Origin of the sequence: Hydrogenophaga palleronii NBRC 102513 (assembly GCF_001571225.1) — a bacterium.
GTDB classification, from domain to species: domain Bacteria; phylum Pseudomonadota; class Gammaproteobacteria; order Burkholderiales; family Burkholderiaceae_C; genus Hydrogenophaga; species Hydrogenophaga palleronii.
Window position 1 is genome coordinate 29,733 of sequence record NZ_BCTJ01000014.1, and the last position, 22,775, is coordinate 52,507.

Genomic DNA, 22,775 nt, shown 5'->3' on the forward strand with positions numbered 1-22,775 from the left:
CAACATGTCTTCTTCAAGCTCCACCCATCCCTTGCCCGCCGTGCCCCTGCGGCAGGACGCCAGCCTGATCGGCCTGGTCGGCCTGGCCCACATGATCAGCCACTTCAGCCAGTTGCTGCTCGCGCCGCTGTTCCCCTGGCTCAAGGACGCCTTGAACGCGAGTTATGCCGAACTCGGTTTCCTGATGACGATCTTCTTCGTCACCTCCTGCGCGGTGCAGACCGCCTCGGGTTTCGTGGTCGACCGCCTGGGCCCGCGCCCGGTGCTGTTTGCCGGCCTGGGGCTGCTGGGCTTGGCCGCCTTCGGTTTCGCCGCCAGCACCGGCTACTGGATGATGGCCTTCTTCGCCATCGTCGCCGGCATCGGCAACGGCGTGTTCCACCCGGTGGACTACACCCTGCTCAACCGCAAGGTGAGCGCGCCGCGCCTGGGCCATGCCTACAGCGTGCACGGCATCACCGGCAGCCTGGGCTGGGCGCTCGCGCCGGCCATGATGGTGCCCATCGCGCTGGCCTTCTCGTGGCGCGCGGCGCTGGCCAGTGCCGGCGTGCTGGCCTTTGCCGTGCTGGCCGTGTTGTGGTTCAACCGCGAACGCCTGAGCCTGCCGGCCGTGCCCAAGCCGGCGGCGGGCGCGGTGCACGCGAACGGAGAAGACCCGCTGGCTTTCCTGCGCATCCCGGCGGTGTGGATGTGCTTCGGCTTCTTCTTTTTCTACGCCATGTCGCTGAGCGTCGTGCAGGCCTTCGCACCCGAGGCCGCGCGCCAGCTGCACGGCGTGCCGCTGACCCTGGTGGCGGTGTGCCTGACCATCTACATGGTCTGCGCGGCCGGCGGCATGGTGCTGGGTGGTTTCCTGGCGTCCGATCCGGCGCGCTGCGAGCGCATCGTCGGCATCGGCTTCGGCCTGGCCGCCGGCATCGCCTTACTGCTGGCCTTCGCGCAACTGCCGGCGGTTGCGGTGCCGGTGCTGTTCGGCGCCATGGGTTTTTCGGCCGGCATCGCCGGGCCCTCGCGCGATCTGCTGGTGAAGAAATCCACCCCCGAGAACGCCACCGGGCGGGTCTATGGCGTGGTGTATTCCGGGCTGGACATCGGGCAGGCGATCTCGCCGCTGATCTTCGGCCTGCTGATGGATCAGGGCCACTTCCAGGGCGTGCTGATCGGCCTGGCGGTGGTGCAGGGCGTGCTGATCGCCAGCGCCTTCAACGTGCGCCGGGTGCGCCGCACGGCGATGCCGGCGGCGGGCAGCGTGGCCTGAGGTCTTTCGTCTGCCCGCGGGGGCTGAACACGGCGCCGCCCAGTGCCATGTTCGGCCCGGCTGCCGTTTATTTCCCGGGGGTCTCCAGCGTGGCGTGCACTGCGGTTATAAAAGCGGCTTGAACCACCCCTCGAATCGCCGCTTGATCACGGCCGTGTTTTCATGACGGTGCCCTCTCGTTTGCTGCAACAGTGTTTCCAGGAAGCACTCTCCAGCGCGTCAGAACTGCTGACGCGCAGCGTCGATGCGGCCATCGCCAGCCTGCAGGCGGCCGAGAAGGCGTCGAAGGAAGTGGCGCAGCGCGACCGGCTGGCGCTGGCCTGGTGGGGTCTGCTGCAGCACAAGATTCAATGGGGCAAGGACTTCTCTCACCACCTGAGCGACGCGCTGCTGGCCTCGCCCGAAGTCAACTCCTCGCGCCCGGCCTTGTTGTCGGAGCCTTCGCTGCTGTCCCTGGTGGACGACGATGCCGTCAACGAATCGCTGGAATCGGCCCGGCTGGTGCACAGCCTGCTGCCGGTGCTGGAGCAGCAGCTCACCCTGCTGGATGCGCTGATCAGCTCGGTGGTCGGCCTGCAAACCGTGCAGGCCGAACGCAACCCCCTGCGGCCTTCGGTGTTCGTGCGCGCCCTGCGCGCCCTGATGGCCACCGCCGAAGCCGAGCCCGAGGTGCGTGCGCTCTGGCTGCGCCACATGGGCCAGCCGCTGGGCCGCGAACTGCAGAAGCTCTACGAACGCGTGGCGCTCATCCTGCAGCGCGCCAACGTGCAGGAAGCCGGCTACCGCGTGCGCCTGGTGGACGACGCCGGGGCGGCCTCGCGTTCGGCCAGCCTGGGTGCGCAGTCTTCGCGCGCCGCCGGCCTGGGCGTGTCATCAAGCAGCCAGTGGGCCGAAAGCGGCCACAGTGGCCATGGCGGCGGCAGCAGCCAGGACACGCCGGCCTGGGCCCGCGCCGACCAGTTGCCGCCCATGCAGTCGCTCGGCCGCATGCAGCCCGGCGTGGACCACCAGGTGTTCCACGAATTCCTGAACAAGGGCGGCCAGCACTTTGACCGCCACCTGACGCCGGACTACTACGAGCAGGTGAGCGAGGAGCTCGCCGCCATCGAGGCCTTTGCGGCCATCCCGGTGCTCGACGAGTCCATGATCCTGGAGCAGCAGACGCAGTACCGCGACCTGCCCGTGGTGGACCGGCCGGCGCGCCAGGTCGGCATCTCCAGCCAGCTCAGCCACAAGGCCTGGGGCACCTACGCCGCCGCGCACGAACGTTCGCGCGTGCTGATGCACCTGAAGCAGAAGGCGCAGCGCGTGGGCCAGGCCGTGGGCCTGGACCTGGTGCGAACCCTGGTCAGCCAGGTGGCGAGCGACCCGCTGCTGCTCGGCCCGGTGCGCGAAGCGGTGGTGGCGCTGGAGCCGGCGCTGCTGCGCCTGGCGATGGCCAACCCGCGTTTCTTCAACGAAGACGAACACCCCGCGCGCCGCCTGGTTGAAGGCGTGGCGCAGCGCAGCTTCAAGTTCAACGACGAGTTCGCCGACGAGTTCCAGACCTTCTTCCAGCCGGTGCAGGCGGCGTTCAACGAGCTCAACGCCAGCGCCACGCGCGAGCCGCAGCCTTTCGCCGACGCCCTGACCGAACTGCGCGCCAGCTGGGACACGCAGGACCAGCAAGAGCGGGCCTTGCAAGGCAGCACCCTGCAGTCGATCCGCCATGCCGAAGAGCGCCAGGCGCTGGCCGACCAGGTGGCCTGGGACCTGAGCCAGCGCCCCGACATCGAGGGTGCGCCGGCCGTCATCGTCGACTTCCTTTACGGCCCCTGGGCACTGGTGATCGCCTCGGCCGAACTCGGCCGCACCGACACCACGGACACCGACCCCGGGGGCTATCGCAAGCTGGTCTCCAACCTGCTGTGGAGCGTGAAGAAGGAAGTCACGCTCAAACGGCCGAAAGAACTGTTTGCCATGGTGCCGGGCATGCTGGCCACGCTGCACGCCGGGCTGGAGATGCTGGGCCAGACGCCGGAGGAAAGCAAACCTTTCTTCGACGCCCTGATGCGCCTGCACCAGCCGGTGCTGGGTCTGCGCCGGGCGCGCATCCGTGCCGACGCCAGCCTGTCGTCGGGCCTGGCACCGCTGGAGCACAGCGACCCGGTGCCGCTGGAGGGCTCGTCCCTGTCCATGGACCTCGACGAATCCCTGCCCGCCACCGCCGAGCAGCGCACGCCGCGCCAGGCCGCACAGCCCTGGCTGGGCCAGCGCGAACTGGAGGCCGCGGGTTTCGAGGACACCATGCCGTCCGAACACGGCGAGTTGATCGACCTGCCGTCGCCGGAACACGTGGCGCACGAAGGCTCGCCCGCCGATGCCGCGCACGAAGAACCGGCCACTTCGCAGGCCGAAGACATCAACGCGGTGGCCCTGCTGGCCAGCCTGAACGAAGGCGACTGGGTTGACCTCTACTCGCACCGCGAATGGCTGCGCGCCCAGCTGATCTGGGCCAGCAACAAGGGCACCCTGTTCATGTTCGTGAGCCGCGGTGGCCGGCCGCACTCCATGACCAAACGCAGCTGCGAACGCCTGATCGCCAGCCGCCTGCTGCGTCCGGTGAATGCTCAGGGCGTGGTGCAGAAAGCCCTGCAGGCCATGGTGGCCGATGCGCCACAGGCGCGCGCGGCAAGACAGCCGCGGCTGCTGCGTGAGTCGCAAGCGGCCTGAAGCGGTGGCCGCGCGTGGCGCCGCGGAGCGGTTGGCCGCCACGCCACGGCCGCCCGAATCGGCCCTGAAAGACTGGATCTCCAGCGCCTCGGTGCGCGTCAAACCTTCGCTGACCGACTTCGACCTGTCCGGCAACGCGGGTGAGTTCAGCGGCGTGCAGTGGTTCGTCTTCGGTCACGCCGACGAATTCATGTCGCACCCCGCCTTGCGCCACCTCGACATGCCGCAGCGCAACGCGGTGTCCGCGGCGCGGCTGGCGCACTTCCTCGATGACATGACCTTGACCGAGCACCGCATCGTCAACGTGGCGGCGCAGGTGATTGCGGAGAACCGCTTGCGTGCCTACCTGCCGGAGCGCCTGGCCATCGACGCCTTGAAGCTCTACACCGACGAGGGTTACCACGCCTACTTCACTGCCCAGGCCAGCCGCGCCATCCGCGACCGTTTTGCCTTGCCGGTGCACGACGCGCCCAACCCCAAGATCGCCGCGCTCGAAGCCCTGGTGGCCGGCGTGCCCGCGCCGCGGCGCGACCTGGCGTGGTTCATGGTTGGCTTCGTGGGCGAGACCATGATCACCAAGGCCATCGTCGACACCATGCGCGCCACGGCACACACTGGCCTGCTGGCCCTGTTGCAGGCCCACCTGGAAGACGAGTGGCAGCACGCCCGGTACTTTGCACAGCTGTTCGGCCTGGTCTGGCCGCAGCTTGGTGCCGCCGACAAGGCTTTCTTTGGCGCCCTGCTGCCCACCATCATCCAGGCCTTCCACACCTGGGACGAGGCCTTCCACCGGCACCTGCTGGCGCAGATCGGCCTGGACAGCGCGGCCATTGAGCGCGTGCTGGCGCAGGAGGGCAGCGAGACCCGCCGCACCGCCCACATGCGAAGCCGCTGCGGCAATACCTTGCAGGTGCTGGAGCGCAGCGGTGTGTTCAAGCAGGCTGCGTTGCGCACGGTGTTTGTGCAGCACGGCCTGCTGGAGCGCGACAGCGCGCGCGGCGGGCGTGCCGCCAGGGCGCCATGACGGCCGTGTTGCACCGCGGCAGTTGCCTCTGTGGTGGGGTGCGGTATGAACTCACCGCCGACATCCAGGCGGTGACCCATTGCCATTGCAGCCAGTGCCGCAAAGCCCATGCGGCGGCTTTCGGCAGCTATGGCAGCGTGCGCCGGCCAAACCATGTGTTCACCCAGGGCGTGGACTTGCTGCGGCACTACCGGTCTTCCGCCCATGTCACGCGCAGCTTCTGTTCGGTGTGCGGCTCTGCCATGGCGTGGCAGCAGAGCGAGGGCGCCTACACCGACTGGGTGTCGATTCCCTTGGGCACGCTGGACACGCCCCTGGTGCCGCGCAAGCAGCGGCACGTGCACACGGACACGCGCGCGCCGTGGCACGCGGCCCAGGCCGACGAGGCACCTGGGCAATCCTGACGTCTTCGCTGCGTGTGTCGGCGGCTTCCTACAGCGATCGCCGCCGCGCGCCGACACGGTGGGGTGGTGATCGCAGGGAACATCACTGCAACACAACACACCGCCAAGAGCCCACCATGAAACGCACCGCACACGCCACCCGCAGGGTAGAAAGCAAGCGCGACGAGTTGCTGTCCAGCGCCCTGATCTGGGTGTTGTTTGGTCTGTCCTGTCTGGTGCTGGCGTGGTTCGTGAGTGTGGTGAACGAGTTCACCGAACGCGGCGAGCAACGCCGCATCCAGCAACGCACCACCGGCTCGCTGGTGCTGGCCGACGAGCAAGCGCAACGCAACCGCCCGCAGGGCAGTGCGGTGTTCACGGTGAGCAACAACGCCGCCAACGAACTGGTGACGGCGCGCTGAAATCCGGCGCGGCGCACCGGGGTTGCATCACACCGCGCTGCGGTGCCGGTCGATGCAGGTCTTCAACACCGTGTCGTGGTCCTGCTGCCACCAATGGCCGGTGGAAAAAATCTCCACCTCACTGAAGCCATTGAAGCCTTGCGCTTCCACCCAGCCGCGGATGCGCGGGATGTCGATCACGCCGTCGCCCATCATCCCGCGGTCGTTCAGCAAGTCGGTGGTGGGCGTGAGCCAGTCGCAGACGTGGAAAGCCAGCAGGCGGTTCTTGCCCGCGCGCTGAATCTGCGCCTGCTGCTTCGGGTCCCACCACACGTGGTACACGTCCACCGCCACGCCGAGCGCACCGCTCTGGCCGGGGTCGAGTGCATCGCACACGTCCAGCGCCTGCTCCAGGGTGTTGATGCAGGCGCGGTCGGCGGCGTACATTGGGTGCAGGGGTTCGATGGCCAGCGGCATGTCGGCGGCCTGGGCGTAGGTCAGCAGTTCGGCAATGCCGTCGTGCACCTGCTGCCGAGCGCCGGCGATGTCCTTGTGTGCGGCCTGGCCGGCGAGCGCGCCGGGCAGGGCGCCCACCACCAGCACCAGGCAGGGTGCGCCGAGTTCACAGGCTTCGTCCACCGCGCGCCGGTTGTCGTCGCGCGCGGCCCGCAGGCCGGCCGCATCCACCGCCGGGAACATGCCACCGCGGCAATAACCCGAGAGCTTCAGATCCAGCGCCTTCACCTGCGCCGAGACGGTCTTGAGGCCGACGGCGGCCACCTGGTCGCGCCAGGGTGAGATGGCGCGGATGCCGTGGCGCGCGCAGGCGTCGAGGATGTCGGTGAGTGGCAGATCCTGCCCCCGGCTCTTGCGCACCGTGGCGGTGTTGATGGACAGCCATGCGTGGTCTTGGGAGAAGTCGCGCATGTCCTGTTCACTCCACGCCGTGCAGGGCGGCCAGGGTCTTCATGCGGTGCACGGCCAGCTCGGGTTGTTCCAGCAGGTTGGCCGCATCGGCCAGGCGGAACAGCTCGGCAAAGTGCAGCAGCGAGCGTGTGCTCTGCTGGCCACCCACCATGCTGAAGTGGCGCTGGTGGCCGTTGAGCCAGGCCATGAAGACCACGCCGGTTTTGTAGAAGCGCGTGGGCGCGGCGAAGATGTGGCGCGACAGCGGCACGGTGGGGCCGAGGATGTCGTGGAACGCCTGCACCTTGCCTTGCGCGAGTTCGCCCAGCGCGGCCGCCGCCGCCGGTGCGATGGCGTCGAAGATGCCCAGCAGCGCATCGCTCTGGCCGTGCGTGATCTCCGCGCCGTGGCCGTCGCCGGCGATGAGTTCGGCGTAGTTGAAATCGTCGCCGGTGTACATGCGCACGCCGGCCGGCAGGCGCCGGCGCATGGCGATTTCCTTGTCCTTGTCGAGCAGGGAGATCTTGATGCCGTCCACTTTGTCGGGGTGCGCCGCGATCACCGCCAGCGCGGTGTCCATGGCCTTGTCGGCGTCGTCGTTGCCCCAGTAGCCCTTGAGCGCGGGGTCGAACATGTCGCCCAGCCAGTGCAGCACCACGGGCTGTTTCGCCTGGCTCAGGATGCGGTCGTACACGCGTTCGTAGTCGGCCGGGCTCTTGGCCACGCGGGCCAGCGCGCGGCTGGCCATCACGATCAGCTTGCCGCCGAGTTTTTCGATGGCGGCCATCTGCTCTTCGTAGCCGGCAATGACTTCATCGACCGTCTTCACGTTCTCCAGCACCAGGTGGTCTGTGCCGCAGCCCGAGGCGATCAAGGCGCCGGGCACGTCCTTGGCGGCGTCGAGCGACCGGCGGATCAGCTCCAGCGAGGTCGGCCAGTCCAGGCCCATGCCACGCTGCGCGGTGTCCATGGCCTCGGCCACACCCAGGCCGAGCGACCACAGGCGCTGGCGGTAGGCGATGGTGGCGTCCCAGTCCACCGCGCATTGCAGCCAGGGGTCGATGGCGGCCAGCGGGTCGGCCACCACGTGGGCGGCAGAGTAGGCGATGCGGTTGAACTTCACGCCGGCGGCGGGCTTCACCGGGGTGGTGCCGCGCAGGGTGTAGGCCTCGATCGCACCCGAGGCATTGGGCAGTTTGAGAGACAAGGTCATGTGGGGTTGCTCCTGAGCGCGGCGCGCGAGAGGGAGTGAATCAAGAGACACCGCGGAACCGGCTTTGCCGGGCCGCAGGTGTCGCCCCTTGAGGGGGTCGCGCGAAGCGCGGCGAGGGTGTTACACCGTGAGTGCTGGCACATCAACCCAGCGCCGCTGTTCCCAGCTCTCCAGCGCGGCTTCCACCAGTTGCACACCCTTGGCGCCTTCGGGCAGCGTCCACTTGTAGGGCTCGTTCTCCACCACGTGGCGGATGAAGTGTTCCCACTGGATCTTGAAGCCGTTGTCGTAAACCTGCGTGTCCGGCACGTCCTGCCACTGCTCACCGAAGTTCATGGTGTTCTTCACGTCCGGGTTCCACACCGGGCGCGGCGTGTTCACGCGGCTCTGCGCCTTGCAGCCGGTGAGCGTGGCGACGGCGGAGCCGTGCGTGCCGTCGACGTGGAAGGTGACGAGGTCGTCGCGGTTCACGCGCGTGGCCCAGCTCATGTTGAGCTGCGCAATCACGTTTTCACCGTTGTGGCCGGTGAGTTCGGCGGTGGCGTAGGCGGCATCGTCCGCCGTGCACTCGTAGGGCTTGCCGGCTTCGTCCCAGCGCGTGGGGATGTGCGTGGTGCCGATGCAGGACACCGACTTCACCTCGCCGAACAGGTTGTCCAGCACGTAGCGCCAGTGGCACATCATGTCCAGGATCATGCCGCCGCCGTCTTCCTTGCGGTAGTTCCAGCTCGGGCGCTGGATGGGTTGCAGGTCGCCTTCGAACACCCAGTAGCCGAACTCCAGGCGCACGCTGAGCATGCGGCCGAAGAAGCCGGCGCGGCGCAGCATGTCGAGCTTGCGCAGCCCGGGCAGGAAGAGCTTGTCCTGCACCGCGCCGTGCTTCAGGCCCGACTGTTCTGCCAGGCGCGCGATCTCCACCGCTTCGTTGAGGTTGGTGGCAATGGGCTTCTCGCAGTACACGTGTTTGCCGGCGCGGATGGCCTTGGCCAGCAGGGCGGGGCGCATCTGCGTGGTGCCGGCGTCGAAGAAGACGGTGTCGCTCTTGTTGGCCAGTGCGGCGTCGAGGTCGGTGCCCCAGCGTGCGATGTTGTGCGCCTTCGCCAGCGCTTCCATCTTCTCGGCGTTGCGGCCGATGAGGATCGGGTCGGGCATGACCTTGTCGCCGTTGGACAGCGTCACACCGCCTTGCGCGCGGATGGCGCAGATGGAGCGGATCAGGTGCTGGTTCATGCCCATGCGTCCGGTGACGCCGTGCATGATGATCCCGAGTTGTTGAACGGCCATCGTTGAGTTCCTTCTCTTCTCTCTGTGAAAACCCGTGGGTTGAAAACGGTCAGTTGGCGACTTGCAGGCCGGCGGCTTTCACCAGCGCGGCGTTGCTCTTGATTTCTTCCTTGATGTAGGCGTCGAACTGCTCGGGCTTGAGCGTCCAGGCGTCGGCGCCCAGCTTCAGGAAACGTTCTTTCACCTCCGGCGTGGCCAGGGCCTTCACCACTTCGTCGTGCAGGCGGTTGACGATGTCGCGTGGCGTTTTGGCGGGCGCCATCATGCCGATCCAGAAGTTGAATTCGGAGCCAGGCACGCCGGCTTCGGCGGTGGTGGGCACGTCGGGCAGGGCGCTGGCGCGGCGCGGCGAACCCACGGCCAGGGCAAGCAGGCTGCCGTCCTTGATCTGGCCGATCACCGGCGAGATCGGCGAGAAGTAGTAGTCCACACGGCCGGACAGCACTTCGGTGATGGCTTCGGCTGAACCCTTGAACGGAATGTTCACCGCGTCGATCTGCGCCGCCATCTTGAACTTCTCGGCATTCAGGTGGGTGGCGCTGCCCTGGCCGGCGGAGGCGAAGTTCATCTTGCCCGGGTTGGCCTTGGCGCTGGCCACCAGGGCCGGCAGCGTCTTGATGTTCTTGCTCGGCGCGATCACCAGCACGTTGGGCGTGGAAGAGATCGGCGTGATGCCGGCGAAATCGTTGATGGTGTCGAACGACAGCTTGGCAAAGGTGGACGGGCTCACCGTGTGCGAAGACGAGTGAATCATGATCGTGTAGCCGTCCGGCGCGGACGTGGCCACCGCCGCCTGGCCGATGGTGCCGCTGGCACCACCGCGGTTGTCCACCACCAACGTCTGGCCCATGCTCTGGCCCATCTTGTCGGCGATGGCGCGGGCAATGATGTCCGTGGTGCTGCCGGCCGCAAACGGCACGATCACGCGGATCGGCTTGTTCGGGTAGGCCTGCTGGGCGGTGGCGGGCAGGGTGGTGGCCAAGGCGAGAACGGCCAGGGCGGTGGCTTGGATCAGTTTCATGCTTGTCTCCATAGATGTTGTGTTTTGCCTGATTAATTCACTATTCGGTGAATAGTGCAAATTATAGAAGTGACCTGAATCGGCGCGCAACCGGAAATTTCCAGAGCGAATCCGGGGACTTACCCTAGGGATTGGCACTGGTGATTTGCCATGTGGTGCGCGTACGCCTGCGCACTGCCGGCGGTGCATCTGCGTGCATGGGTCCGTGCATCCGTTTCGCCCGTTTCGTCGCCTGAATTAACCGTTTGGTGAGTTTGTGCGCCGTGCACCCCCGGCCCGGGCCAGCGATGCCGGCTCAGGCGAGTGGCTGCAGGTCGCGCCACAAGGGGGCCGCCGCCCGTGCAAAGCCGGGCACGTGCAGCGACTGCAGATCGAGCTGGCCGCCGTGCACCGCCAGGTGCACGCGCCCGTTGGCCGAGGTGTCGTACAGGCCGGGGTGGGCTTGGGCAAACGCCTGCGCCTCTTCCGCCGGCGCGGTGCCGAAACCGTCCACGTAGTGGTGCCCGTTGCGCTCGATGTGGTGCACGCCCAGGCTGGCGGCGAGCAGCGTGTCCTGCTGCACCGCCAGGCCGGCCTGGCAGGTCAGGTCTTCGCCGGAGAGCAGCAGGCGCGGGTCTTGCGCGATGCGGTGGGCATTGGCCAGCGAACGGTAGATGCCCTTGCAGGCCTTGCTGGAGATGCCGCTGTAGCCCAGGGCCAGGCCTTCTTCGAGCGCGCCGGCGTGGTCGTCGGACTCGTCGAGGATCACCGGTACACCGATGCCGAGCGAGGCGATGGATTCGCGCAGCGCCACCGCGCGCGCCAGCGGCTGCTCCAGCAGCAGCGTGCGGCGCAGCATGTCGGTCAGCTCGGGCGTGGTGCGCAGCGCGTGCCAGAAGCGGCCCAGGCCGGTGGCGTCGCTGAAGGTTTCGTTGCCGTCGAGCGTGACGCGGTAGTCACCACCCAGGCGTTGCAGCACTTCGGCGATGCGTGTGAGGCGTTCCACGTCGGCCTCCAGCTGGCCACATAGCTTGAGCTTGAAGTGGTGCAGGCCGTGGCGGCGGATGGCGGCTTCCAGCGTGGCGGGCAGGCCGTCTTGCGGGTCAGTGCCGGGGTCGCTTTCCACCAGCCGGTCGGCCAGGCCCACGGTGTGGCGCAGCACCACGTGGCTGGCGCGCACCGGCTCCAGCCGCGGGCTCCAGGGGTCGCCCAGCGCACCGGCGCGCAGGCCGTCCACCCAGCTCAGGTTGGCCGCGCGCAGCGCCGCGTCGGCCAGCGCCTTGTCGAGCAGGGCCGGGCCGAACTGCGCCGCCAGGGGCGGCAGGCCACGCGCCAGCGACACCGCCAGCGCCGCTTCGCTGGCGGCCTGCGACAAGGCATGCGGGCTCATCGGCTCGCGCGTGTCGAGCACGGCGGCGCAGGCATTGCGCACCGACTCGCGCAGCTGTTCAAAATTCTGTTCGTGCGTGAGCGCCGGGTTTTTGTCGAACCACTTGGGCACCATCAGTTCGGCGCTTGCGCCTTCCACGTGCTGGCCGTTCACCTCGGCGATCACGCGCACAAAGGCCTGCGGGCATTGGGTGACGGTGGCGGCACCGAAACGGAACGGCAGGCGCAGGGTGACGTGGCGCTGGTACAGCTGCACCTCGTGCACACGCAGGCTCACGGCGGTCATGAAAGCTCCCCCCAGATCTCGAACACATGGTCGGCCGAGGCGCGGGCACAGCCGGGGCCGTCGGGCTGGTAGTCAAAGGGCTCCACGGCGACCCAGCCGCTGTAGTCCAGGTCTTTCAAGGCCTGCAGCACCGGGCGCTGGTCGGTATCGCCCTGGCCAGGGCCGCGGCGGTTCCTGTCGTTCAGCTGCACGTGCGCGATGTGGCCGCTGTCGAGGAAGCGCCGCAGTACCTCGTGCACCGGCTCGCTCTCGCTGTGCGAGGCCGCGCTGACGTCGAGCATGGTGCGCACGGCCGGCGAGCCGATGCGGTCGACCATGGCCGCGGCCTCGGCCACGGTGTTGAGCAGCGGGGTTTCGAAACGGCCCAGCGGTTCGATGCAGTAGACGACGCCCGCCGCCTGTGCGTGCGGCGCCAACTCGGCCATGGCGGCTTCAAAACGCGCGCTGGCGTCGGCCAGGCTTTGCCCTTCTGAGGGTGAACGCTGTCTGGGCGAGCCGTGCACCAGCACGCGCGCGCCGCAGGCGGCGGTGAAGTCGATCAGGCGGCGCAACAGGTCCAGCGTGCGCTGGCGTTGCGCCGCGTCGTGGCCCACCAGCGAGAGGCCCTCGGGCTTGACCAGCAGCCAGTGCAGGCTGGAGATCGCCAGGCCTTCGGTGTGCGCGGTGGCACGCAGGCGGCGGGCGGCGGCGCAGTCGAGGGTTTCGGGCTGCTCGGTCAGGGTGAAGGGCGCCACCTCCAGTGCGCCGTAACCCATGCGCGCGGCGGCCGCGCATTGCGAGGCCAGCGGCAGCGGCAGCAGCACCTCGTTGCAGAGCGAGAGTTTCATGCCGGTGCCCGCGCGCCGGCGCGGCGGCCGTACAGCGACCAGAGCTTCCAGGCGATGGTGACGAAGATCAGCGCGGCCACCGAGCCGGCGATGGGGCGCGTGAAGAAGGGCGAGAGATCGCCGTCGGAGAGGATCAGCGCGCGGCGCAGGTTCTTCTCCAGCAGGTCGCCGAGTACGATGCCCAGCACCAGCGGCGCCATGGGGTAGCCGTAGTTGCGCAGGAAGAAGCCGATCAGGCCGAAGGCCAGCATCACGTACACGTCGAACAGGCGCCCGGCGATGGCGAAGCTGCCGACGGTGCAGAGCACGAAGACGATGGGCGTGATCAGGTGCTGCGGCACACGCAGCACCTGCACCAGCGCCTTGGTGAGCACCAGGCCGAAGATCAGGATGCCGATGGTGGCGAACAGCATCATGGTCACCACGTCGTACACGAAGCTGGGGTTCTCCACCATGATCAGCGGGCCGGGTTTAACACCGTGGATGATCATCGCGGCCATCAGCACGGCGGCGGGTGCCGAGCCGGGAATGGCCAGCGTGAGCACCGGGATGACGGCGCCGGGCACGCAGGCGTTGTCGCCGGTTTCGGCGGCCATCAGGCCTTCCACAGAGCCCTTGCCGAACTTCTCTTTTTCCTTGCTGGCGCGTTTGGCGGCGGCGTAGGACGACCAGGCCGCCACGTCCTCGCCCACGCCAGGCACGATGCCGACACCGGTGCCGATGAGGCCCGAGCGCAGGATGGTGCGCCAGTACTGCAGCACGTCGCGCACGCGGGGAATCACCGTGTCGAAGGCGCTGATCTTCACCGCGGCCTGCCGCTCGCGCATGGCGGTGAGCAGTTCGGCGAAACCGAAAGCGCCCACCAGCGCCGGCACCAGCTGGATGCCGCCTGCCAGATCACGCATGCCCCACGAGAAACGCTCGTAGCCGTATTGCGGTTCCTGCCCGATGGTGGCGATGAACAGGCCGGCGATGCCCGCGATCCAGCCCTTGAGCGGATCGTCTCCGGTGAGCGTGCCGGCGATGATGACGCCGAAGAACGCGAGCCAGAAGAACTCGTAGGCGCCGAACCGCAGCGCCATGTTGCCCAGCACCGGCGTGAGCGTGGCGAGGAAGAACATGCCGATCAGCGTGCCCATCACCGAGCCGGTGGTGGCGATGCCCATGGCCCGGCCCGCCAGGCCCTGGCGCGCGAGCGCGTAGCCATCGAGGCAGGAGGCGGCCGAGGCCGGCGTGCCCGGGATGTTGAGCAGGATGGCCGAGCGTGAACCGCCGTAGATGCAGCCGACGTAGGTGCAGATCAGGATCAGCAGCGCCTGGCTGGGCGGCAGCTTGAGCGTGAGCGTGGTCATCAGCGCCAGCGACATGGTGGCGGTGAGGCCGGGCAGGGCGCCCATCACCACACCGATCAGCGAGGCCAGCAGGGCATAGGCAATCGTCTCGGGCGCACTGAAGCGCGCGATGGATTGCCCGAACATGATCAGACCGTCAAACATGGTGTTCTTGTGGTTTCAATGGTGCTTCGAGCGAGCAAGCGAGCGGGCGTGCTTCATGGAAGCCGGACCAGGAAGACCTGCTCGAACACCAGCGTGACCACCGCCGAGGTGAGCACGCCGGCCAGCACGGCCACGGTGGCGCGGCGCAGCGGCTTGGAGCCGGAGGGCGCGAAGACCGCCACGAAGGTCGCGACGAACAGCGCGGTGACGAGCCAGAACGGCGCGCGCCCGATCAGCAGGCCGGCGTAGGCCAGCGCGAGCAGCATCGTGATGACGATGCGTCGGTTCAGCAGCGGCGTGGCGGGTTCCAGCTCGGTCGCAGCGCCGGCTTCGTTGCCGCGCCGTGCCCAGCCGCGCAGCATCAGCACCACACCCAGCAGCGCGACCAGGCCGCCGATCATGCCGGGCACGAAGCCCGGCATCGTGTAAAGCTCCGCGCCCATCGATTCGTAACGGTCCATGCGGACGGAGCCGATCACGATTGCCAGGCCGAACACAACCCAGCCCGCTCCACCGACGATGTCGGAGCGGGCGGTTTTTCCACCCTCGCTCATGTTGTTGGGTTCCGCGCGGGTTCAGGGCTTGGGAATGCCCACGGTGTCGGGCGACACCTTGGCCTTGCCGGCGGCCTGCTGCGTCCAGGCGTAGGACTGGATGGCCGGGAACACCGCCTTCTGCGCGTCTTCACCCGCGATCGGCGCGAACATCGCGCCGCGCGACTGCGCGTACTTCTTCAGCGCCTCGCTCTTCACCATTTCGGTGGACCAGATCTTGTTGAGCGTCTGCGCCACTTCGGGCGGCGCGGCCTTGGGCACGAAGATGCCGAAGTAGTTGATCGGGTCCTTGAAGCCCGGGATGAACTGCGACAGCGGCGGGATGGTGCCGAAGCCTTCGATCTCGATCGACTTGTCGCCCACCACCGCCAGCGGGCGGATGCGCTTGGCGCGGATCATGTCGGTCTGTTCGGCCGCGAGCTGCGTGGTCACCTCCGTTTCGCCGGAGGCGGCGGCCACGGCGGCGGGTGCGCCACCGTCGTAGGTGACGTGCTTGTAGGTCACGCCGGCCGCGCGCGCGATGGCCTCGATGGCCGAGTGCCCGCTGGAGTTCACGCCCGCGGTGGCCACCGACACCGAGCCCGGCTTGGCCTTCATGGCCGCCAGCAGCTCGTTCATGTTCTTGTACGGCGCGTCGGCATTGACGCCGACCACCGCGATGTGCGCCACGTTGAGGTACAGGTTCCAGTCGGTGGCCGAGGTGTCGAGCATGCCCAGCACCTTGTAGGTGCCCAGGTCCTTGGCGCCGCCGGCGGTCCAGGTGTAGCCGTCGGCCGGTGCGGCCATCGCGTTCTTGGTGCCCACCGAGCCCGAGGCGCCGGGCTGGTTCATCACCACGATCTTCTGGCCCAGGTGTTTTTCCAGTTCGGCGGCGGTCACGCGCGTCACCTGGTCGGTGGAGCCACCTGGTGCCCAGGGCACGATCAGGGTGATCGGTCGGTCCGGTTTCCACTGCGCCAGTGCAGCCGCCGAGGCGGTGGCGAGCAGGGCGGTGATCAACAGATGACGAAGGGGCAGTGCGGTCTTCATGTCTTGTCTCCAGAGGTTTTAATTCACCGAGCAGTGAATACTAAAAACCACCTCCTGCACCGTCAAGCGGCCCGCCGCCTCAGTTGATCAGGACATACCCTAGGATCACGTCGCACATGTGCGAGAGCCGTTCGTTGTGTGCTTTGGGCGTCATGAGATCGCGCCCGAAGATCGCCGAAAGCGTGTGGTTGTTGGAGAGGTAGAAGTAGGACAGACCGGCAATCGAGACGTAGAGCTGCACCGGATCGACGCCACTGCGGAAGCTGCCTTCGGCGCGGCCGCGGTCGAGCACTTCGCTGAGCATGGCGATCAGTGGCGAGTTGAGCGCACGCGCTCGCTCGGACTCTTGCAGGTGCCGCGCGCGGTGCAGGTTGGCGCTGTTGAGCAGCGTCATGAACTCGGGGTGTTCGAGGTAGTAGCTCCAGGTGAATTCAACCAGCCGGCGCAGGGCGGTGGCGGGCTTCAGGTCGAGCAGCTTGAGCTCGTGTTCGGCCTCGCGGATGTCGCGGTAGGCCTGCTCCAGCACGGCCTGGAACAGGCGCTCCTTATCCTCGAAGTAGTAGTAGATGAGGCGCTTGTTCAGGCCCGCTCGCTCGGCGATGCGGTCCATGCGCGCGCCGCCCAGACCATGCTCCGAGAACTCGTCGCGTGCCGCGTTCAGGATGGTATTCTGGGATCGGTCGGCGTCGCGCAGGCGCTCTTCCAGGACCGGTGTGGCTGAAGTACTCATGCCGCGATAATTCTCCAATTGGTTAATAAAGTCAAATGACCCGCATCGCTGGCCACCTGCTTGTCGAATGTCTGATTGTCCAGGGTGTGAGCCACGCTTTCGGGGTGCCGGGTGAAAGTTATCTGGCCGTGCTCGATGGCTTTCACGCCCACGCCGACCGCATCCGTTTCATCACCAACCGGCAGGAAGGCGGCGCCGCCTTCATGGCCGAGGCGCAGGGCAAGCTCACCGGCCGGCCCGGCGTGTGTTTCGTGACGCGCGGGCCGGGCGCGACCAACGCCTCCATCGGCCTGCACACCGCGTTCCAGGACTCCACGCCCATGGTGCTCTTCGTGGGCGACGTGGCAAGCGACGCACGCGACCGCGAGGCGTTTCAGGAACTCGACTACAGCAGCTTCTTCGGCCCCTCCACCAAGGGCATGGCCAAACGCGTGGAGCGCATCGACGATGCGCGCCGCATTCCCGAATACGTGGCACGCGCCTTCGCCACCGCCATGAACGGCCGCCCCGGCCCGGTGGTGCTGGTGTTGCCCGAAGACATGCTGATGCAGCAGGTGGACGCCGAACCCCTGCCGCGCGTGGAGCCGGTGCAGGCCTGGAGCGACCCGGGCGCATTGCGTGAACTGCGCACGCTGCTGCTGGCAAGCGAACGCCCGCTGGTGATCGCCGGCGGTGGCGGCTGGACGCCGCAGGCCGCGGCTGCGCTGCAGCGCTTCGCCGAAAACTGGCAACTGCCCGTGGCCAATGCGCTGCGTTTCCAGGACACCTTCGACAACCACCACCCGCTCTACGCCGGCGACGTGGGCCTGGGCATCAACCCGGCGCTGGCGCGCCGCGTGCGCGAGTGCGACCTGCTGATCGCGCTCGGCCCGCGCCTGGGCGAAGCCACCACCAGCAACTACACGCTGGTGGAGGTGCCGTTGCCGAAGCAGAAGCTGGTGCACATCCACGCCAGCGCCGAAGAACTGGGCCGCGTGTACCAGCCGGTGCTGGCGATCAACGCCACCATGAACGCCGCCGCGCGCAGCCTGGAGGTGTTGTCCGCACCACCCACCCTGCCCTGGACTGCGTGGACCGAGGCCTGCCACGCCGACCACCTGGCCAACGTGGACCCGGCCAACGGCGGCATCGTGCTGCCCGGCAGCATCGACATGCCGGCCCTGATCCACACCCTGCAGAAACACCTGCCGGCGGACGCGGTGCTCACCAACGGCGCCGGCAACTTCGCCAGCTGGATGCACCGTTTCTTCCAGTACCACGGCCTGGCCAAGGGGCACAAGACGCAGCTCGCGCCCACCAACGGCGCCATGGGCTACGGCGTGCCGGCCGGCATCGCCGCGTCCCTGCTCACCGGCCGCACCGTGTTCACCATCGCGGGTGATGGCGACTTCCTCATGAACGGGCAGGAGCTGGCCACGGCGGTGCAGCACGGCGGCAAGAGCATCGTGCTGCTGCTCAACAACAGCAGCTACGGCACCATCCGCATGCACCAGGAGCGCGAGTACCCGGCGCACGTGAGCGGCTCGGGCCTGTCCAACCCGGATTTCTGCGCGCTCGCCCGTGCCTACGGATATGCGGCCGAGCGCATCACGCACACGGCCGAGTTCGAGCCCGCGCTGCAACGCGCGCTGGCCGCGCCCGGCGGCAGCCTGATCGAGGTGCTGCTGGATGTGGATGTGATCACCACCCGCGGCACGCTCAGTGCCATCCGGCAAAACGCGCAAAACAGCCAGCGCGGTACTACGATGTGAATACCGCACAGGGAGCCCGGCAGCCACGCACAGCTCGAGAAGGCATGCGCTGCCTAGACTGCACCGTCCAACAAAAAAAAGGGGTAGTTCATGTGGCAAGCAGCTGACAAAACGTGGGGCGGCGCGTCAGATCCGTCAGCCAGCCAGGGAGGACGCTCGCCGCTCGGGCCGCAGCAACTCATGCGCGCGTTCGACGAAATCGACTACGGCATGTTGATCATCGACGCGCAGGGCCGCATCCTGCACGCCAACCACCTGGGGCGGCACGAGCTGGCCAATGGCCGCATCGTCATGTCCTACGGCAACAGCCTGCTCGGCAGCAACGCGAGCCTGACCGCGCAGATCCAGCAGGCCATGGAATCCTCGTTCCGCGGCCAGCGCAAGCTGCTGATGCTGACCGAGGGCGACAAGGAACTGTCGCTGGCCTTCACGCCGCTGAGCCACCCGCTGGAGGCCGACGCGCCGTCGGTGCTGGTGATGATGTCGCGCCAGAACGTCTGCGACAACCTGGCGGTGCGCATGTTCGCTCGCAGCCTGAACCTGAGCCCGAGCGAAGAGTCGGTGCTGCTGGGCCTATGCCGCGGCTGGCAGATCGCCGAGATCGCCAAATCGCACAGCGTGGCCGAATCCACCATCCGCAGCCAGATCAAGACGCTGCGCGAGAAAGCCAACGCGCCCAGCATCCGGCGACTGCTGCACCGGATCAACAGCCTGCCGCCGGTGGTCCCCGCCTTGCGCATCATCACGCCCATGCCGCACAATGCCACGGAGTTTTCCCACCCGTGAGCCTGGATGCCCGCCGCCGCAACGCCTTTCTGTCCGCCTGACACCCACCACATTGAAGCGCTCGCCGACCTCGGCACGCCGCGCCGTTACCGGCGCGGTGCCCTGCTGATCCAGGAAGGCGAAACCGGGGATACCCTGTACATCGTGCTGCAGGGGCGCCTGCGTGCGTTCGTTTCCGACAACCAGGGCCGTGAACTCACCCTGGGCATGTACGGCCCGCTGGAGTATGTGGGCGAGATGTCGCTCGACGGCGGGCCGCGCTCGGCCAACGTGGAAGCCACCGAGGCCAGCACCTGCGCGGTGGTGACCCGCGCCACGCTGCTGGAGTACATCGCCACCCACCCCGAATTTGCGCTCGAACTCATGGCGCGCCTGATCCGCCGCGCCCGCCTGGCCACCGACAGCGCGCGCAGCGTGGCGCTGATCGATGTCTACGGCCGCCTGGTGCGCCTGCTCAACACCATGGCCCATCCGCCGGACAGCCAGGGCCGGCGTGCCTTGAAAGAGCGCCTCACACACCAGCAGATGGCGCAGCACCTGGCCTGCTCGCGCGAGATGGTGAGCCGCCTGCTCAAGGACCTGGAGACCGGCGGTTACATCACCGTGCGCGAGCGCTGGATCGTGCTGAACAAGCCGCTGCCGGCGAAGTGGTGAGCACCCCGGCGCGGCTGCCGCGTGCCGGGGTGGCACGGGCCCGCGTCAGAGCGCGTTGAAGATCTTGCGCGCCTGCAAGGGCGCCGCCGAGCTGGTGCCCGCCAGGCGCACCGCACTCCCGCTGAGGCTGCCCGGTCCGAGCAGGCCCCACAGGGCCGGGTTGTCGTCCGATGCCTGCAGCGTTTCGGGCACTTTTTTCACCCTGGGCCGCTGCGGGCGGCCGGCGTCGGGGTCGGGCTTGCGCGGGGAGTACAGCGCAAAGTGGCCGCCCGGTGATGCGGCCACGCGCACGCCTCCCACGCTCACCGGGTACTGGCCGGTCGAGAGGCTGTTGAAGGTGCCGCTGCGCCGGATCGGCGTGGGGTTGCCGGGTTGGTCCACGAAGCTTTCGATGTTGCCGCTGGTGTCGTAGCGTGGGTCTTCCAGGTAGGACTGCCGTGCGCCGGTGTTCTGGCCCAGCGCCACGTCGTCGCGCTCGATGTAGGCATCGAACAGCGTGGCTTGGCCATCGTGGTTGCTCAGTTCCACCTTCCACACGCCGCAGGGCGTGGTGGCCACCGAAGCGTCCCGGCTGAAGGTGGGTGCCACGGCCAGCAGGGCACAGGTGCCATGGCTGCCGATCGCGCTGTGTTTGGGGTAGATCAGGCCGCACAGCGGTGCACCCTGTGCGTCCAGCCACACACGGCCCTGGCCCATGCGCAGGGCGGGAAGGGCTTCGGACTGGCCCGGTGGTGTGATCTTGAGCCGCACGTCTTTCGCCCCCTCGGGCAACCAGATCTCCAGGTAACTCTCGGTGCGGTCGTCGGGTTGCACGCGCCAGTGCAGGGCCACGGCGCCCGTTTCAGGCTTGATGGCACGGGCCGGCAACTGCGCGTTTGCGTGGGTGCGGCTCTGGTAGGCGTTGCCGGCCGGTACCGCGATCTGCAGGCGTCCACCCAGCAGTTCGATGAGCTGGTCCATCGCCGCTTCCAGCACCGAGGTGCCATCGTGCGGGCCGGCCAGCGTGCCCCAGCTGATGTTCACCACCACCTGCGCGCCGGGGCTGCAGCGCGCCAGGATGTACAGCAGGCCGTCGAGCACGCTCACGTTCATCGCGCCGCCCGAGGTGTCGACCACGTTGGACCAGTCCAGCTGCACCGCCACCAGGTCGCATTGGCTGGCGGCATCGTCCAGTGGATGCAGGGGCAGGCCCTTGCCGCTGGCCAGGCCCATCACATGGGTGCCGTGGTTGACCGGCCGGCTCAGGTCACGCAGTTGCAGCTGTTCGTACAGGGCGGCTTCGTCCAGCTGACCTCCATGCGTGTACGCCGCCATGGCGGCGTCGATGGCGGCGCCCGACAGCTCGTGGCCGTAGCCCATGTCGGGCGGCGTCGGGCCGGCGCGCGCCGGGTTGAGCGGTTCGCACACGTGCGGCCGGTTGCCCGGCCAGATGCAGGGCTCGCTCTGGTCCTGGCGCCAGAAGTGTTTGACGCGGGCGCGGCCATGGCGGTTGAGGAATTGCTGGTTGGCGAAGGCCAGGCCGCCGTCGATCAACCCGAGTACCGGGCCGTGGAGCAGGCCGGGCGCATGCACCGGCGGACAGCCGGGCGTGCAGGGGTCGAGCAGCGGACGCGTGTGGTGGTCCACCGGCAAGCCGAGTTCAAACCGCTTCACCAGACCACGCAGGTGGGCATCGCTGCGCAGCTTGTCAAAAAAGCGCGGCTTCACGTGCGCACTGCAAAAGCGCAGGCCCTGCACGTTGAGGTAGACGCGCGGCACCTGCAGCCAGCGGATGGAGCTGGCCGCCACCAGCGCCGGGATGTCTGCGTCGGCGCTCAGCTCGATGACGATCGGCAACCAGGTTGGCAGCGAGTGGTCGGGCCCGCCGTGGTAGCCCGCGAAACGGTTCGCCTCGGCCCAGACCAGATACGGGTCTTCGTTGTTGATGGCGCCTGGCGCGCTCCAGTCGATGCCGGTGAAAGGCCCGGTGGGCAGCGGTTGCCACTGCGGGCCGACGGGCGCTGTCCGTGTGTTCGCGCGGCGCGGCGCGGCCGCGCTCACGCCCATTCCTTGAGCGCGCCCTCCCACAACCAGGCCAGCAGTGGCGCGTTGCCCACGCCGGTGCTCGCGGCGGCACGGGTGTAGGCGCTGCCATGGGTCTGGTCCATCGGTGCGTGCAGGTTGAAGTCCATCGGTGTGCCGTCGGCGTTTTCGAACAGGCGGCCGTCAAAGCCGCGTTCGTGCACACGCTTGCCGGTGGCGCGCGCCACCAGGAACTCGGCCAGCGCCGTGCCCAGCAGGCGGCCACACGCGCTGTCCACCGGGTAGTGCACACCCGCCACCACGCGGTTGGTGGCGATGCGCGCGGCCAGGCGCTGCAACTGCTCGCGGCTCTCGCTGCCGTTGTGCGTGGTGCCGGTGGAGGCCGCGTTGAGCAGGGCTTCGAGCAGCTCCGCGACCGCAAACGCCTCGGTGGCGTGGCCGCTGGGCCAGCTGCCATGGCCGGGCGTGGGGATCACGGGCTGGATCTGCGGCGAGAACACCATCGGCCGGATGGACGCGAAAATCTGCTTGAAGCGCATCTCCACGTGCACGCAGAGCTGGAACACCAGGTCCATCAGCTCCAGCGTCTTCTTGTGGCGGTGCGGCTGCAGGCCGACCACGGACGACCAGAACTCCACCGGCGGCTTCATCTGCGCCAGGATTTCCGCCGAGCGGTCCATGCGCAGGTCGGCATACGCGGCCACCAGCTCGAGTTGTTTCTTGAACTGCGCCTTGCTCGGCGCGCGCAAACGCACCAGCGCTTTGCGCTGGATGTTGCTGGCCTGCAGGTTGGCAAACTCCAGCGTGGCCTGCTTGCTGCCGTTGTTGGTCTTGAACAGCAGGCCTTCCAGCAGTTCGGTGAAACAGGCCTGCACACGCGGGCCCTCGCCCCAGAGCGCGAGGTTGGCCGGTTTGTCGAAGCCGGGTTCCGTGGCGTGCAGCACGGGGCCGTTGTAGGGGCCGACGATGGCTGCACGGCTGAGGATGAGGGCTTCGGCGTTGCCGATTGCGTTGATTGCCACCTGACTGACACCACCGCTCACGCCGCCGCTGACTCCACCGCTCATGTT

General features: G+C 68.0%; 20 protein-coding genes. 8 read left to right on the plus strand and 12 right to left on the minus strand.

The window, feature by feature from the left end; all coding sequences use genetic code 11:
- The first annotated feature begins 4 nt into the window (after nt 1-4).
- The 5 genes from HPA01S_RS11675 (at nt 5) to HPA01S_RS11695 (ending at nt 5,799) form a co-directional block, all read left to right on the plus strand.
- Nucleotides 5-1,258 carry an MFS transporter gene (locus HPA01S_RS11675; RefSeq protein ID WP_066270105.1) on the plus strand — a complete coding sequence of 418 codons (1,254 nt, stop codon included), beginning with the start codon at nt 5-7 and terminating at the stop codon, nt 1,256-1,258.
- A 162-nt stretch (nt 1,259-1,420) separates the two neighbouring features.
- On the plus strand, nt 1,421-3,970 hold the full coding sequence (locus HPA01S_RS11680; RefSeq protein ID WP_084360642.1) for a DUF1631 family protein: 2,550 nt from the start codon (nt 1,421-1,423) through the stop codon (nt 3,968-3,970).
- The gene (locus HPA01S_RS11685) at nt 3,951-4,994 is read left to right on the plus strand and encodes a diiron oxygenase (RefSeq protein WP_169801526.1); all 1,044 of its coding nucleotides are present in this window, start codon (nt 3,951-3,953) and stop codon (nt 4,992-4,994) included. The genes HPA01S_RS11680 and HPA01S_RS11685 overlap by 20 nt, the downstream gene beginning before the upstream one ends.
- Nucleotides 4,991-5,398 (plus strand): GFA family protein, encoded by a 408-nt coding sequence (locus HPA01S_RS11690; protein ID WP_066270109.1) that lies wholly within the window; start codon nt 4,991-4,993, stop codon nt 5,396-5,398. Before HPA01S_RS11685 ends, HPA01S_RS11690 begins: the two co-directional genes overlap by 4 nt.
- 116 nt (nt 5,399-5,514) lie before the next feature.
- Entirely contained in the window at nt 5,515-5,799 is a 285-nt protein-coding gene (locus tag HPA01S_RS11695; protein ID WP_066270111.1) for a hypothetical protein, read from the plus strand.
- A 27-nt stretch (nt 5,800-5,826) separates the two neighbouring features.
- Here the strand turns inward: HPA01S_RS11695 and HPA01S_RS11700 are convergent, their stop codons facing one another.
- The 10 genes from HPA01S_RS11700 to HPA01S_RS11745 form a co-directional block, all read right to left on the minus strand.
- Nucleotides 5,827-6,705, minus strand: coding sequence for a sugar phosphate isomerase/epimerase family protein (locus HPA01S_RS11700; protein ID WP_066270113.1), 879 nt, complete (start codon nt 6,703-6,705; stop codon nt 5,827-5,829).
- Nucleotides 6,706-6,712: 7 nt separating this feature from the next.
- Nucleotides 6,713-7,897, minus strand: coding sequence for a dihydrodipicolinate synthase family protein (locus HPA01S_RS11705; protein ID WP_066270114.1), 1,185 nt, complete (start codon nt 7,895-7,897; stop codon nt 6,713-6,715).
- Between the two features lie 120 nt (nt 7,898-8,017).
- Nucleotides 8,018-9,181: a Gfo/Idh/MocA family protein gene (locus HPA01S_RS11710; protein ID WP_066270115.1), complete on the minus strand. Its 1,164-nt coding sequence runs from the start codon at nt 9,179-9,181 to the stop codon at nt 8,018-8,020.
- A 49-nt stretch (nt 9,182-9,230) separates the two neighbouring features.
- Nucleotides 9,231-10,202, minus strand: coding sequence for a tripartite tricarboxylate transporter substrate binding protein (locus HPA01S_RS11715; protein WP_066270116.1), 972 nt, complete (start codon nt 10,200-10,202; stop codon nt 9,231-9,233).
- Nucleotides 10,203-10,497: 295 nt separating this feature from the next.
- A complete protein-coding gene (locus HPA01S_RS11720) occupies nt 10,498-11,856 on the minus strand; it encodes an enolase C-terminal domain-like protein (protein ID WP_066270118.1) in 1,359 nt (452 codons plus the stop codon).
- A complete protein-coding gene (locus tag HPA01S_RS11725; protein WP_066270120.1) occupies nt 11,853-12,683 on the minus strand; it encodes a sugar phosphate isomerase/epimerase family protein in 831 nt (276 codons plus the stop codon). The genes HPA01S_RS11720 and HPA01S_RS11725 overlap by 4 nt, the downstream gene beginning before the upstream one ends.
- Entirely contained in the window at nt 12,680-14,179 is a 1,500-nt protein-coding gene (locus HPA01S_RS11730; protein ID WP_066270122.1) for a tripartite tricarboxylate transporter permease, read from the minus strand. Before HPA01S_RS11730 ends, HPA01S_RS11725 begins: the two co-directional genes overlap by 4 nt.
- A gap of 53 nt (nt 14,180-14,232) precedes the next feature.
- The gene (locus tag HPA01S_RS11735; protein ID WP_066270124.1) at nt 14,233-14,733 is read right to left on the minus strand and encodes a tripartite tricarboxylate transporter TctB family protein; all 501 of its coding nucleotides are present in this window, start codon (nt 14,731-14,733) and stop codon (nt 14,233-14,235) included.
- Nucleotides 14,734-14,754: 21 nt separating this feature from the next.
- Complete coding sequence (locus HPA01S_RS11740) at nt 14,755-15,762, minus strand: Bug family tripartite tricarboxylate transporter substrate binding protein (RefSeq protein WP_066270125.1); 1,008 nt, start codon at nt 15,760-15,762, stop codon at nt 14,755-14,757.
- A 79-nt stretch (nt 15,763-15,841) separates the two neighbouring features.
- Nucleotides 15,842-16,492 (minus strand): TetR/AcrR family transcriptional regulator, encoded by a 651-nt coding sequence (locus HPA01S_RS11745; RefSeq protein WP_066270126.1) that lies wholly within the window; start codon nt 16,490-16,492, stop codon nt 15,842-15,844.
- 35 nt (nt 16,493-16,527) lie between these two features.
- Here HPA01S_RS11745 and HPA01S_RS11750 point away from each other — a divergent pair, with 35 nt between their 5' ends.
- From HPA01S_RS11750 to HPA01S_RS11760, 3 genes are all read left to right on the plus strand, one after another.
- On the plus strand, nt 16,528-18,243 hold the full coding sequence (locus HPA01S_RS11750; RefSeq protein WP_066270128.1) for a thiamine pyrophosphate-binding protein: 1,716 nt from the start codon (nt 16,528-16,530) through the stop codon (nt 18,241-18,243).
- A gap of 180 nt (nt 18,244-18,423) precedes the next feature.
- Nucleotides 18,424-19,029: a helix-turn-helix transcriptional regulator gene (locus HPA01S_RS11755; protein WP_066270131.1), complete on the plus strand. Its 606-nt coding sequence runs from the start codon at nt 18,424-18,426 to the stop codon at nt 19,027-19,029.
- 6 nt (nt 19,030-19,035) lie between these two features.
- A complete protein-coding gene (locus HPA01S_RS11760; RefSeq protein WP_066270134.1) occupies nt 19,036-19,683 on the plus strand; it encodes a Crp/Fnr family transcriptional regulator in 648 nt (215 codons plus the stop codon).
- 45 nt (nt 19,684-19,728) lie between these two features.
- Here HPA01S_RS11760 and HPA01S_RS11765 read toward each other — a convergent pair whose 3' ends face one another.
- Together HPA01S_RS11765 and HPA01S_RS11770 are read right to left on the minus strand one after the other, a co-directional pair.
- Complete coding sequence (locus HPA01S_RS11765) at nt 19,729-21,723, minus strand: S8/S53 family peptidase (RefSeq protein WP_157084989.1); 1,995 nt, start codon at nt 21,721-21,723, stop codon at nt 19,729-19,731.
- Complete coding sequence (locus HPA01S_RS11770) at nt 21,720-22,772, minus strand: phosphatase PAP2 family protein (protein ID WP_066270136.1); 1,053 nt, start codon at nt 22,770-22,772, stop codon at nt 21,720-21,722. Before HPA01S_RS11770 ends, HPA01S_RS11765 begins: the two co-directional genes overlap by 4 nt.
- Nucleotides 22,773-22,775 lie beyond the last annotated feature (3 nt).